Origin of the sequence: Elioraea tepida (genome assembly GCF_019203965.1) — a bacterium.
In the GTDB taxonomy this organism is placed as follows: Bacteria; Pseudomonadota; Alphaproteobacteria; order Acetobacterales; family Acetobacteraceae; genus Elioraea_A; species Elioraea_A tepida.
The window spans coordinates 2,189,144-2,201,997 of the sequence record NZ_CP076448.1; the positions used below are offsets into that span (position 1 = coordinate 2,189,144).

Below are 12,854 nucleotides of genomic sequence, written 5' to 3' on the forward strand. Positions count from 1 at the left end.
CGCCGATGACCGCTCGTCGGGCTGGTGGGACGCAGGGGGAAGGCGCAACCGGCAACGGCGTGAGCGGCGAGCTCACGCACCGCGTCGCGGCGCGGCTCGCCCGGCGCCGGCTGCTCGCCCGCGCTGCTCTCCTGTGGGAGCGTCTGTGGCCCGCCCTGTGGCCACCGCTCGGCGTCGCCGGCCTGTTCGTCACGCTCGCTCTCTCCGGTCTGTTCACCCTTCTTCCGGGCTGGCTGCACCTCGTCGTCCTCGCCCTGTTCGCCTGCGGCTTCTGCGTCGCCCTCGTGGCGGGGTTCCGAGGCTGGCGCCTGCCCGACCGCGGCGAGGGGGATCGGCGCCTCGAGAAGGCCTCTGGTCTGACCCACCGCCCGCTGACGGTGCTTGCCGATCGCCCAGCCGGCCGGATCGACCCGGCGACGGAGGCGCTCTGGCGCGCCCATCAGGCGCGTGCCGCCGCCGCGGCCGCCGCGCTGAAGGTTGGCGTGCCCCATCCCGGGCTCGCCGCGCGCGACCGGCTGGCGCTTCGCTCGGCCATCGGGCTTGCCGCTGTTGCCGCCCTCGTCTCGGCCGGGCCGGAGTGGCGGTCGCGCCTTGCCGCCGCGGTCAACCCTGTGCTCGCCGCGCCTCCGGCCGCGCCCCTGCCCCTTCGGCTCGAGGTCTGGGTGACCCCGCCCTCCTATACCGGCCTTCCCCCCCTGTTCCTTCGTTCCGAGGCGGGCGCGACGGCCGAGGTTCCCGTTCCGGCCGGATCGAAACTCGCAGCGCACCTCTCGGGTGGGGCGGGTGGCGTGCCGATGCTCGTGATCGACGGGGACCGTACCGCCTTCGCGGCGATCGACCAGACCGCCTACACCGTCGAGACGACGGTTGCCGCGGGGGCACGGCTCGCGGTCACCCGTGACGGAGCGATCCTCGCCTCCTGGCCGATCCGGGTGATCGCCGATCAGCCGCCAACGGTCGCCTTCCTCTCCCCGCCGGCCCCGGCGCCGCGCAGCCCGCAGCTGAGGCTCGCCTACGAGGCGCGGGACGACTACGGCGTGGCCTCCGTCGCGGCGCTCCTCGCTCTGCCGGCTCGGCCCGAGCTTCCCCCGGCCAGGGTGCCGCTCGCCGCGCCGGGCGAGAACACGCGCAGCCTACGCGGCACGGCGCAGCCTGATCTGACCGCCCACCCCTGGGCGGGGCTCACCGTGCAGGTCACGCTCGAGGCGCGCGACGGGGCGGACCAGGTCGGCTGGTCGGAGACGATGACCGTCGAGCTTCCCGAGCGGGCGTTCACCCATCCGGTCGCCCAGGCGCTGGTGGCGTTGCGCAAGCGCATGACGCTTGCCCCCGCGGAGCGCAACGCCCATGCCCGCGAGCTCGACCGGCTTTCGGCCGCTCCGGAGGCATTCGACGACGACCTCACCGTGTTCCTCGGCCTGCGTGCTGCGCGGTCACGCCTCCTCCGCGACCGACGCCCCGAGGCCGTCGAGGAGGTTCAGGACCTCCTGTGGGAGCTCGCGATCCGGCTCGAGGAGGGCGGGCGTGACCGGACGCTGCGGGCCCTGAATGCCGCGCGCGAGGAGCTGCGCGAGGCGCTCGAGCGCGCCGAGCGCGGCGAGCCGATCGACCGGCAGGAACTCGAGCGTCTGTCGCGGCAGCTCGAGGAGGCGATGCAGCGCTACCTTGAGGCGCTTGCCGAGGCGATGCGTCGCGACGGCGTCGAGACCCTGCCCTTCGACCGCAACGCCCGGGTGCTCGACCAGCGTGACCTACAGCGCATGGCACGCGAGATGCAACAGGCCGCCCGCCAGGGCGACCTCGAGCGGATGCGCCAGCAGCTCGCCGAGCTCGAGCGGGCGCTCGAGGCGCTCAGGCAGGGGCGGACGGCCCGGATGGAGAGTCCCGAGCGGGCCCAGCAGCGCGAGCAGGGCCAGCAGATGATGGGCGCGGTGAACGACATGCTGCAGCGGCAGGGCAGCCTGATGGACCGAAGCCACCAGCGCGCCCAGGAACGGGAACGGCAGCGCCCCCAGCAGCGCGGGCAGCAGCGCGGCCAGCCGCAGGCGCAGGAACAGACCCGTCAGCCGGGGCAGCAGGCCGAGCAGGACGCGCGCCAGCAGCAGGCGCTGCGCCGGGCGCTCGGCGAGCTGATGCAACAGTTCGGCGACTTCGCGGGCGAGGTTCCCGAGCCGCTCGGCCGTGCCGACAGGGCGATGCGCGATGCCGTCGAGGCGCTTCGCCAGGGCAACGACGCGGGCGCCCAGGCGGCCCAGCAAAGGGCGATCGAAGCCCTGCAGCAGGGCGCGCGCGAGATGCAGAACCAGATGGCCAATCGCATGGGCCTGATGGAGAGCGGCGACGGCGAGGGCGAGCCGGGCGGCGACAACACCGACCAGGGCGGAGAGACCTCGGGCGAGGGGCGGCAGATGGGCGAGGGGCGAGACCCGCTCGGGCGGCCGAGGCGCGACAGTGTGGGCGGCCGCGACGAGGGCTCCGATGTCGTGGTTCCCACCGAGATGGAGCTGCAGCGCGCCCGCGAGATCCAGGAGGAGTTGCGCCGGCGCGCCGGCGAGCGCGAACGGCCGCAGCAGGAACTCGACTACATCGACCGGCTTCTCAGGCGGTTCTGACCGGTCACGCCGGTGCGCCCCGGGTGCCTCAGGCCGCCTGCGCGCCGACCATCCTGCGTCGGCAACTCCGGTCGCGGCTCTGCCGCTTCGGCTGACGTTTCCTCAGGCTCACACCTTGGGCTTGGTCAGACGAGCGAGCTCTTCCCGCAGCGCCTCGAGCTCGGCCTTCAGCTTGGCGAGCTGGGCTGCCTCGTCCTGGGCCTGGGCGGGCGGCTCCGCCCCTTGCGCCGACGGCGGGCGATAGAACGGGGCGAACAGGCTGAACGCGCGCTCCAGCATCGCCATGTTCTGCTTGCCCACCTCCTCCATCGAAAAGGGGAAAAAGCCCTCCATCGTCTGCTGCATGGCCCGCCGGAACTGCTCCTGCTGGCGGGCGAAGGCGGCCATCGCGTGCTCGAGATAGCGCGGCACGAGGCCCTGGAGACTGTCGCCGTAGAAGCTGATCAGTTGGCGCAGGAAGCTGATCGGCAACAGGTTCGACCCCTTGGCTTCCTCCTCGACGATGATCTGCGTCAGCACCTGGCGGGTGATGTCCTCGCCCGTCTTGGCGTCATAGACCACGAACTCGCGCCCGTCCTTCACCATCTGGGCGAGATGATCGAGCGTGACGTAGGACGAGGCCTCGGTGTTGTAGAGACGTCGGTTCGCATACTTCTTCACCACCACGGGTGAAGGTGTGTCCGCCGCCTGCGCTCCCGGTTCCTTGGTCACCGCCTCGGCGGCGGGGGCGGGCTCTGCCATGGAAGTTCCCCGTTTCCTCAACCGTGTTGCACTGCATGCTAGCACGGCCGCCTTGCCGCGGCGCATTATTCTCGGCCGTTGGAGGAAACGGGGCGGCTCAGGCCAGGGTTCCTGGGGCTTCCGGGCTTCTCTAATGTCTCTCCCCGCAATGGGCGAGGGTGATGGACGGCGGCAACGGCCAGAAGACGAGCGGTGCGGAAGGTGGCGGCGGGGGCGGCGGCGAACGCGAGGCGCCGTTCGGCCCAGACCTTTCGTCGCTCGCGCGGGACTGGATCGAGCTCTGGCAGAGCGAACTCGCCGCTCTGGCGGCCGAGCCGGAGACGGCCGAGACCTGGGCGCGGCTCGCCGCCCTCTGGGCAGGCCTTGCCGCGGCGGGCCTTGGTGCCCTGCCGCGTGGTGTGGCCGATGAGCGCTTCCGTCCGGGAGGCGACGCCGGGGCCGGGCGAGAGTTCTGGTTCGGCGCTACGACCAGGGGCGCCGGCGCCGCTCCGTCGCCGCGGCCCGCGGCCGGTGATCCTGCATCTGATCCTGGCGTGGCTCCGTCACAGCGCCTGCTCGAGCGCATTCTCGATCGTCTCGATGCCATCGAGCGCCGGCTCGCGGAGCTGGAGGAGCGCCACGGCGGCGGCGCGGGCGGCGCGCGTCGTCGAGGCGATCGGCGCCGAGGGGCTTGAGCCGGCCGCGCTGCCGGCGGCGGTGTTCGCCGAACTCCTGCGGCAGGACGCCGCCCTGATCGCCGGCATCGCCGCCTATCGACGCCACCCCTACGCCCGCGCGCTCGCCGATCCTCCCGTCGTCTGGGCCGAGGGCGGCTCGCGTCTTCTCGACTACGGCGCGACCGCACCCGACCGTGCCGCCGGGCCGGTGCTGCTCGTCGTCCCCTCGCTGATCAACCGCGCCTATGTGCTCGACCTGATGGAGGAGGCGAGCTTCCTCCGCTGGCTCGCCGCGCGCGGGATGCGGCCGCTCCTGCTCGACTGGGGCTGGCCCGGCGAGGCGGAACGGCGTTTCGGCCTCACCGACGTGATCGCCGGCCGGCTCGAGCGCGCCCTCGTCGCGGCGGCCGCGATCGCGGGTGAGCGCGTGGTAATGGTCGGCTACTGCATGGGAGGGCTCTTGGCGCTCGCCTCGGCGCTGCGCCGGCCGGAGCTCGTGCGTGCCTTCGCCGCGCTTGCAACCCCGTGGGACTTCCACGCCGGCGACCCTGCGCGGGCGCGGGTCGCCGCCTCGCTCCTGCCGCTCTTCGAGCCGCTGATGGCGTTCCACGACGCGCTTCCGGTCGATGCGCTTCAGGTTCTGTTCACCGCTCTCGACCCCTATGGCGTGGCGGCGAAGTATCGCGCCTTCGGCAGGCTCGCCCAGGACAGCGCGCGCGCCCGGCTGTTCGTCGCGCTCGAGGATTGGCTCGCGGACGGCGTGCCGCTTGCCGCGCCGATCGCTCGCGAGTGCCTGGGCGGCTGGTACGGGCGGAACGAGCCCGCCCGCCTTGCCTGGAACGTGGCGGGGCTGCCGGTCGATCCTCGTGCGCTCGCCGTCCCGGCGTTCGTCGCGGTCCCCGGGCGTGATCGGATCGTGTTGCCGGAGGGGGCGCGGCCGCTCGCGCGGCTGATTCCCAAAGCGGTGCTGCACGAGCCGTGTTCGGGGCATATCGGGATGGTGGCCGGCTCCGGGGCAGAGGCGGCGCTGTGGCGTCCCTTCGCGTCCTGGATGTCCGGGCTGTAGCCACCGCCCTTGTGCACTGCGTCATGGCGGGTGCACTCTGTCGGTGAGGAACACGCCTCCCCTGAGCGAGCACATCTCCCAACGAAAAAGGGACCGCACGATGACCGATGTCGTGATCGCCTCCGCCGCCCGCACGCCCGTCGGCGCCTTCAACGGCGCGTTTGCAAGCCTTCCCGCCCATGCGCTCGGCGCAGTCGCGATCAAGGGCGCGCTCGAGCGGGCGAAGGTGGCCGCCGAGGAGGTCGACGAGGTGGTGATGGGGCAGATCCTCGCCGCCGGGGCGGGCCAGAACCCCGCCCGCCAAGCCGCCATGCTGGCCGGCGTGCCGCAGGAGCGCACGGCCTACGGCATCAACCAGCTCTGCGGCTCGGGCCTGCGCAGCGTCGCCCTCGGCTACCAGGCGATCCGCACCGGCGATGCCGCGATTGTCGTCGCCGGCGGGATGGAGAGCATGACGCAGGCGCCGCACTGCGCCCAGCTCCGCGCGGGCGTGAAGATGGGCGACTTCCAGATGGTCGACACCATGATCAAGGACGGGTTGTGGGACGCCTTCAACGGCTACCATATGGGCAACACCGCCGAGAACGTGGCCCGGCAGTGGCAGATCACCCGCGAGCAGCAGGACGAGTTCGCCTACCAGAGCCAGCGCAAGGCGGCGGAAGCGATGGCGGCCGGGCGGTTCCGCGACGAGATCGTTCCGGTGACGGTGAAAACCCGCAAGGGCGAGGTGGTGGTCGACACCGACGAGCACCCCAAGCCCGACACGACGCTCGAGGTGCTCGCCAAGCTCCGGCCCGCCTTCGCCAAGGACGGAACCGTCACCGCCGGAAACGCCTCCGGTATCAATGACGGTGCGGCCGCGGTGGTGCTGATGAGCGCGGCGGAGGCGGAGCGCCGCGGCATCACGCCGCTCGCGCGCATCGTCTCGTGGGCGACCGTGGGGGTCGACCCCGCGATCATGGGCACCGGCCCCATTCCCGCCTCGCGGGCGGCCTTGAAGAAGGCCGGGTGGAAGATCGACGATCTCGACCTCGTCGAGGCGAACGAGGCCTTCGCGGCCCAGGCCTGCGCGGTGAACAAGGACCTCGGCTGGGATCCAGCGAAGGTGAACGTCAATGGCGGGGCGATCGCGCTCGGCCACCCGATCGGCGCCTCCGGCGCGCGGGTGCTGACGACGCTGCTCTACGAGATGGCGCGCCGCGGCGCGAAGAAGGGGCTCGCCACACTCTGCATCGGCGGCGGCATGGGAATCGCCATGTGCGTCGAGCGCGGCTGAGGCGGCGCACGGCACAAGCCGCCGCGGGGCCACCCGGGCGCGTCGGCGCGCGCGCCCATCGCCGCTCGAGCCCGGGGGGCGGGCCGGACCTCACGGCGGCAGCTCTCCAAGCGCGTCACCGGCTGTTCGCTGAGCTGGTCGTCTCGGCTCCACGCCTCGGCGTGATGCCCTCTTGTGGCCCGCTCTCTCCCGCGCGACTGTTGCGCGCGGATGAGGCAGGGCGCCGCCAAGGTGCCGGGAATCGAACCTGAGGGGAGGACATCGTCACATGGCACGCGTCGCACTCGTCACCGGCGGCACCCGCGGCATCGGTGCCGGGATCTCGAAGGCGCTGATCGCCCAGGGGCGACGGGTCGTCGCTTCTTATGCCGGAAACGACGCGGCGGCGGCCGCCTTCGCTGCCGAGACGGGCTGCAAGGTGTACAAGTTCGACGTCGCCGATTTCGAGGCGTGCAAGGCGGCGGTGGCGCAGATCGAGGCCGAGGTCGGCCCGATCGAGATCCTCGTCAACAACGCCGGCATCACTCGGGATGCGACGATGCGGCGGATGACGCGCGAGATGTGGGACGCCGTGATCGACACCAATCTCGGCTCCTGCTTCAACATGTGCAAGCTCGTCTGGGACGGGATGGTGGCGCGCAAGTTCGGCCGCATCGTCAACATCGGCTCGATCAACGGCCAGGCCGGGCAGTACGGCCAGGTGAACTACGCCGCCGCGAAGTCGGGCATCCACGGCTTCACCAAGGCGCTCGCGCTCGAGGGGGCGCGCGCGGGCATCACCGTGAACGCCGTCGCCCCCGGCTATATCGACACCGACATGGTCCGTGCCGTGCCCGCGGACGTGCTCGAGAAGATCATCGCCAAGATCCCGGTCGGCCGGCTCGGCACTGTCGAGGACATTGCCCGCTGCGTGGCGTTCCTCACCGCCGACGAGGCCTCCTTCATCACCGGCTCGACGCTTTCGGCGAACGGCGGCCAGCACATGTACTGACGCGCTTCGGAGGGAGGAGGGCAGCACGCGCGGCAGGACACGCGCCGGCGCGGCCGCTCGCCGCCGCTCCGCCACGTTCAGGACGAGATTGCCGCCCCTGCTACGGCGCCGTATCGTTCCCGGGACGAATGCAGTGACGGGAGGGGCTGATGGCGGTGCGCGTCCACTTCGCGACCAACCGCGAGGAGATCGTCGAGAACGGCGTTGTCACCGGGTTCGGCCCGCGGCTGAATCCAAAATCGCCGCTCTGGCTCCGCTACGGCGCCGCCGACATGGAACCCGACAGGAGGGGGGAGACCCCGTTCCGGATCGCGAGGCTCGACGTCGCGCCGGAGAACATTCCGGGCACCCCGGGCGCGGACGGCGAGACGGTCCTGCTCGGGTCGGATGCGGTGTTCGAGGGCCTCAGGCAGCGCCTGATCGACAACGAGGCCGACCTCGTGCTGATGCTGCATGGCTTTGCCTGCGACTTCCGGAACGCCCTCTCGAACGCCGCCGCGATCAAGACGGCCTGGGGAACGAGATCCTTCCCCATCGAGACGGCGATGTTCTCCTGGCCGGCGGACGGCAAGGTCGTTCCGTTCCTGAGCTACGCCTCCGACCGGGACGACGCGCGCTCTTCCGCCAAGGCGATCGCCCGCGCGCTGCAGAGGCTCCTTGGCTACCTGAAGGACCTCCAGGACGAGGCGGTCAAGGAGAGGCTCAAGGCACAGCGCGAGAACCGCGAGCCGAAGATCGATCTCTGTCACGCGAAGATCCATCTCGTCGCGCACTCGATGGGGACTTACGCGCTGCGCAACGCGCTTCAGGCCTTGATCTCGGATTACGGCGGCAAGCGGCTGCCGCGGGTGCTGCACACGATCTTCCTGATGGCGGCGGACGAGGACAACAACGCCTTCGAGCACGAGACGAAGCTCGCCCGACTGCCCGAGCTCGCCGAGCAGGTCTATGTGTATTTCGCGCGCAACGACAACGCGCTCGTGATCAGCGACGTCTCGAAGGGTAACCCTGACCGGCTCGGCGCCACCGGCCCGCGCACCCTCACCTCGCTTCCGCAGAAGGTGACGCTCGTCGATTGCACCGAGGTCTCCTCCACCGGCTCGGTGAAGGACGCGAACCACCAGTACTACCGCAAGCGCGCCGAGGTGATCGCCGATGTGCGCCAGGTGCTCGCGGGCAAGGCGCCGGAGGCGGTGACGGGGCGGGAATGGATCCCCGCGCGGAGCTGCTTCCGCATCAAGGCAGCGAAGAAAGAGGAGCATAAGCATGGCAAGGCTCGTCCAGTACGAGGAGGCGCCGCCGGAGGTCCGCGCGGTCTATGACGAGATCAAGGCCGCGCGGAACATTCCGGATGTCAACAATTTCTGGAAGGCCCTCGCTGTCCACCCGCCGACGCTCTGTCGCACCCGGGACTCGCTGCGCGAGGTGATGGGCCCCGGCGTGCTCGACCCGCTGACGAAGGAGATGCTCTCTCTCGCTGTCTCGACCGCGAATGGCTGCGCCTACTGCATGGCGAGCCACACAGCGGCGGCGCGGGCGAAAGGCATGACGGAGGAGATGCGCGGCGAGCTCCTCGCCATTGTCGCGATGGCGGCGGAGACCAACCGGCTCGCGGACGCCTACGACGTTTCGATCGATCCGGCCTATCGCGACCCCGGCTAGCCCACCCGTCGCGGCGCGAGCGCGGCCCAGGCGGCGAGCGCCTCCGCCGCGGTGCGGTGGCCGATGTCGGGGTGGCCGGTCGCGCGCTGCATCCGCACCGGCTCGTTCGGCACGAAGCCCGCGAGCCAGCGCTGGCCTAGGCGCTCGATAACCGCGACGTCCTCCGCGGCAATCGCGTCCATGTCGAGCGCCGCGAGGCGGGCATGCGGCGGGTCGGTCGTCGCGGGCCCCGGCATCGGGTTCAGCCGTACCACCGGGCCATCCGTGATCGCATCGCGCGGATTCGTAGGCAGCGCTCCGCCGAGCATGACATGCGCGTGGAAAGGAGCGCTGCTTGCGGGTTCCTTCAGGATCGCGCGGAGCATCATGCCAACCTCGCGCGAAAGCCGCTGCAGCTTGAGCCCGAGGTCGTCGGAGGGGGGCGGCAGGCGCTTGTCGGGCACGAGCACGTTCCCGCTGCCGAGCGAGAGCAGGACGATTTCCCGAGGCTGCCAGCCATAGGCGAGCGCCTCGATCACCGCCACGGCGGCGGGGCAGTTCCAGCCGGCGATCGCGCCATCCCAGAAATTGCCGGCGGCGAGGCGGGCCGCGTCGTCGAAATAGAGGATCGGCGCGTTGGAGGAGGCATGGATCGCCTCGGCGAGCGTCACCGAGGGCGGGCGCCCCGCCTCGACGGGCTCGACCGACGCCGCCGGCGCGGTGAGGTCGGAGCGGAACAGGACGCCCTTCTCCTGTTCCACCGCATAAGCCGCGATCAGGACGTGCGGCAGAGGGCGCCCGCGATTGCCCGTGCGCGAGGCCACCTCGGGCAACGGCCGGTCAGTCGGCCCGAGGATCGCGCGCAGGCCGGCCAGCTTGCCGTCGGTGCTGTAGCGCGCCGGAGGCGAGGCTCCGGCGACGAAGATCTGCCGCCGCCGCGCCTCGCTTCGGAACAGCTCCATCAGTTCGCCGAGGGTGAGGTCCATCAGCAGGCCGCCGAGAACGAGGCTCCCGCCGGAATTGGCGGCGACGAAGTCGAACTCGGCAAGCACATCGTGCCCGGGCGTCTCTGCGCCATAGGCCTGGATCAGCGACCAGACCTCGAGCAGCGCCCAAGAGCCGCCGCCGTCGAGGGAGAGGATGCGCCGACGTGCCATGGCCCTGTTCTCCTGCCGGATCGGTGCGCGACCGAAGCGCGAGCCTGCACATGCCCCGGGCGCGGCGCAACGGCCGCAGCCGCGCGCCTGTGCCCGGTCACCGCCTCGGCGTCGGCCGCCAGTCGGGCGGGGCGAGCTCGAACCCCTCGAACCGAAACGCCGGGCTGACGGTGCAGGAGACGAGCGTCCACCGCCCGAGACTCGCCGCGGTCTGCCACCACCCGGCGGGGACCAGGCGCTGCGGGTGCTGCCCCGCTCCGAGATCGGGCCCCAGCAGATGCGCCTCGGCATCGTGCCCGTCCGGGGAGAGGGTGAGCACAAGCGGCGCCCCCGCGTGCCACAGCCACAGTTCCGCGGCATCCACCCGGTGCCAGTGCGAATGCCGCTCAGCCGCGAGCAGGAACAGGATCGCCGTGCCGGCGCCGCGCGACCCGTCCTCGGGGGCGTCGCGCCACGTCTCGCGATACCACCCGCCCTCCGGGTGGGGGGAGAGGCCGAGGGCCTTCACCACCTCCTCGGCGCGCAGGCTCGGGTTGCGGAGGTCCATCCCCGTCAGCCGACCGGGGCGGTCTCGAGAAAGGCGCGGTGCTTCGCGACGCTGTCGTACCAGGTCGCGAGCGTCGGATGGCCGTCCCGCCAGCGATCGGCCGGGAAACGGAAATCGAGATAGCCGAGCGCGACCGCAACGGCGATCGACCCGAGCGTGAGCGGGCCCGAGAGGCTGTCGGCCTCGCGCTCGAGAAGGTCGAGGGCGCGGGCGACCGCTGCCGCCTGCCGCGCCATCACTGCCTCGCGCGCCTCCTCCTTCGGCCGAAGGCTCTCGCCCCGTCGGCCGACGGCCGCGTCCATGATGCCATCACCGATCGCCTGCTGCCGGAGCACCGCGAGCCGCGCGGGGCCGGCGGCCGGAAGCAGGGGCGGCGCCTCGCCGATCGTGTCGAGATACTCGCAGATGACCGGGCTGTCGAAATAGGCGACGCCGTCCTCGCCGACGAGCGTGGGCACCTTCGAGAGAGGGTTCAGCGCGACGAGCTCCGGCGGGGAGAGATGCGGGTTGGTCGGCACCCGTTCGATCCGCCCCTCGATGCCGCGCGCGATGGCGCACGCCATCACCTTCCGCACATAGGGGCTGGCCGGCGAGTGGAAGAGCCGCATCACGATCAGGGCGTCCCTCGGCTCGCAGCGGGGGGCTCGCGGAAGGCGTCCTTCTGCGCGCGCAGCCGCGCGAAGGTTGCGACGTCGGGGGCGCGCAAGAAGGGATTGGCGGCGCGTTCGGTGCCGAGCAGGGAGGGAAGCGTCGGCTCTCCCCGCGCGCGCTGCGCCTCGGCCTCCGCGGCGCGCGCCTTGAGGGCGGCGTTGTCGGGGTCGACCGTGAGGGCGAAGCGCGCGTTCGCGAGCGTGTATTCGTGGCCGCAGAGCACCCGCGTCTCCGCCGGCAGGGCGGCGAGGCGACGGAGCGAGCGGAACATCTCCTCTGCCGTGCCCTCGATCAGCCTGCCGCAGCCGAGGCTGAACAGCGTGTCGCCGCAGACAAGAACGCCTTCCCGGGGGAAGTGGAACGAGATGTGGCCGCGCGTGTGCCCGGGCGTGTCGAGCACTGTCGCGATCGCCTCGCCGAGCGCGACCGTGTCGCCCTCCTTGAGCCCACGGTCGAGAGCGGGAAGGCGGGCCGCATCGGCTGCCGCGCCGAGCACGGCAGAGCCATGCGCCGCCTTCAGCGCCGCGACACCGCCGACATGGTCGCCGTGGTGGTGGGTGAGCAGGATGAGGTCGAGCTTCAGGCCGCGCTCGGCAAGAGCGCGCGCCACCGGCTCCGCCTCGCCGGGATCGACCACGGCGGTGGCTCCCCGAACGGTCTCGTGCAGCAGCCAGGCGTAGTTGTCGGCAAGACAGGGAATTGGGGCGATCTCGATCATGCCGCCGATGAGTAGCACCCGGCGGCGCGGCGACCAACGCCGTGCTAGGTGTGGGCCATGCACATGCTGGGACACGAGGTCGAGGAGCTTCGGCGCTTCTATGGTGGGCCACTCGGCCATGTCGCCGCGCGCACGCTCCGGGCGCGTCTTGCCTCGCTCTGGCCGATCGTTCCGGGAACGGCGCTGCTCGGCCTCGGCTACCCGATGCCGTATCTCAGCCTCTGGCGCGAAGCGGGCGACCGAACGGTCGGCTGCGCCTACGCCTCGATGGGCGCGATCCGCTGGCCGCGGCGCCGGGCGGGGCTCGTCACCGTCGCCGAGGAGGATCGGCTCCCCTTCCCCGACCTTGCCTTCGACCGGGTGCTGATGGTCCATGCGCTCGAACACGCCGAGAACGCGCGCCGGGCGCTGCGCGAGGCCTGGCGTGTCCTTAAGGACGACGGCCGGCTGATGGTGGTCGCACCGTCACGCACCGGCTGGTGGGCCTACAGCGAGGCCACACCCTTCGGGCACGGCCGCCCCTACTCGCAGGGGCAGCTCGAGCGACTGCTCGTCGCGTCGATGTTCCGAGTGGTCAGGCGCGAGGCCGCTCTCTACTGCCCGCCGCTCGGCTGGGGCTGGCTTCTGCGCGGAGCGGGAGCGTGGGAGCGTGCGGGGCGGCGGGTCGCGCCGCGGCTTGGCGGCGTGGTGCTGATCGAGGCAGCGAAGGACCTCTACGCGGCTGTCCCGGCTGGCGAGGCGGTGCCGGCGCGTCGGGTGGTAGTCGCCGCCGAGGGCTGACAGCGCCGGCGTCGCGGC

General features: G+C 71.8%; 13 protein-coding genes. 8 read left to right on the forward strand and 5 right to left on the reverse strand.

Annotated elements, in window-relative coordinates:
• Positions 1-5: 5 nt before the first annotated feature.
• Positions 6-2,612, forward strand: a complete 2,607-nt coding sequence (locus KO353_RS10415) for a TIGR02302 family protein (RefSeq protein ID WP_218284620.1) — start codon at positions 6-8, stop codon at positions 2,610-2,612.
• A 108-nt stretch (positions 2,613-2,720) separates the two neighbouring features.
• Here KO353_RS10415 and phaR read toward each other — a convergent pair whose 3' ends face one another.
• Complete coding sequence (gene phaR / locus KO353_RS10420; RefSeq protein ID WP_218284621.1) at positions 2,721-3,353, reverse strand: polyhydroxyalkanoate synthesis repressor PhaR; 633 nt, start codon at positions 3,351-3,353, stop codon at positions 2,721-2,723.
• A gap of 161 nt (positions 3,354-3,514) precedes the next feature.
• Here phaR and KO353_RS16490 point away from each other — a divergent pair, with 161 nt between their 5' ends.
• From KO353_RS16490 to KO353_RS10445, 6 genes are all read left to right on the forward strand, one after another.
• Entirely contained in the window at positions 3,515-4,027 is a 513-nt protein-coding gene (locus KO353_RS16490; RefSeq protein ID WP_235691799.1) for a hypothetical protein, read from the forward strand.
• On the forward strand, positions 3,933-5,075 hold the full coding sequence (locus KO353_RS10425; RefSeq protein WP_235691800.1) for an alpha/beta fold hydrolase: 1,143 nt from the start codon (positions 3,933-3,935) through the stop codon (positions 5,073-5,075). The genes KO353_RS16490 and KO353_RS10425 overlap by 95 nt, the downstream gene beginning before the upstream one ends.
• A gap of 100 nt (positions 5,076-5,175) precedes the next feature.
• Positions 5,176-6,351 (forward strand): acetyl-CoA C-acetyltransferase, encoded by a 1,176-nt coding sequence (locus KO353_RS10430; protein WP_218284623.1) that lies wholly within the window; start codon positions 5,176-5,178, stop codon positions 6,349-6,351.
• A gap of 268 nt (positions 6,352-6,619) precedes the next feature.
• Positions 6,620-7,342: an acetoacetyl-CoA reductase gene (gene phbB, locus KO353_RS10435; protein ID WP_218284624.1), complete on the forward strand. Its 723-nt coding sequence runs from the start codon at positions 6,620-6,622 to the stop codon at positions 7,340-7,342.
• 149 nt (positions 7,343-7,491) lie between these two features.
• Entirely contained in the window at positions 7,492-8,664 is a 1,173-nt protein-coding gene (locus KO353_RS10440; protein WP_218284625.1) for an alpha/beta hydrolase, read from the forward strand.
• Complete coding sequence (locus KO353_RS10445) at positions 8,609-9,004, forward strand: carboxymuconolactone decarboxylase family protein (protein WP_218284626.1); 396 nt, start codon at positions 8,609-8,611, stop codon at positions 9,002-9,004. The genes KO353_RS10440 and KO353_RS10445 overlap by 56 nt, the downstream gene beginning before the upstream one ends.
• Here the strand turns inward: KO353_RS10445 and KO353_RS10450 are convergent.
• The 4 genes from KO353_RS10450 to gloB all read right to left on the reverse strand — a co-directional run bounded on the left by KO353_RS10450 (position 9,001) and on the right by gloB (position 12,056).
• Entirely contained in the window at positions 9,001-10,140 is a 1,140-nt protein-coding gene (locus KO353_RS10450) for a patatin-like phospholipase family protein (protein ID WP_218284627.1), read from the reverse strand. The two genes, KO353_RS10445 and KO353_RS10450, sit on opposite strands and share 4 nt — an antisense overlap.
• Positions 10,141-10,237: 97 nt before the next feature.
• Positions 10,238-10,687: a cupin domain-containing protein gene (locus tag KO353_RS10455; RefSeq protein WP_218284628.1), complete on the reverse strand. Its 450-nt coding sequence runs from the start codon at positions 10,685-10,687 to the stop codon at positions 10,238-10,240.
• A 5-nt stretch (positions 10,688-10,692) separates the two neighbouring features.
• Positions 10,693-11,295, reverse strand: a complete 603-nt coding sequence (locus tag KO353_RS10460; protein ID WP_218287350.1) for a glutathione S-transferase N-terminal domain-containing protein — start codon at positions 11,293-11,295, stop codon at positions 10,693-10,695.
• 5 nt (positions 11,296-11,300) lie between these two features.
• On the reverse strand, positions 11,301-12,056 hold the full coding sequence (gene gloB / locus KO353_RS10465; protein WP_218284630.1) for a hydroxyacylglutathione hydrolase: 756 nt from the start codon (positions 12,054-12,056) through the stop codon (positions 11,301-11,303).
• 63 nt (positions 12,057-12,119) lie between these two features.
• Between gloB and KO353_RS10470 the strand changes: the two genes are divergently transcribed.
• A complete protein-coding gene (locus KO353_RS10470; protein WP_218284631.1) occupies positions 12,120-12,836 on the forward strand; it encodes a class I SAM-dependent methyltransferase in 717 nt (238 codons plus the stop codon).
• Positions 12,837-12,854: the final 18 nt, after the last annotated feature.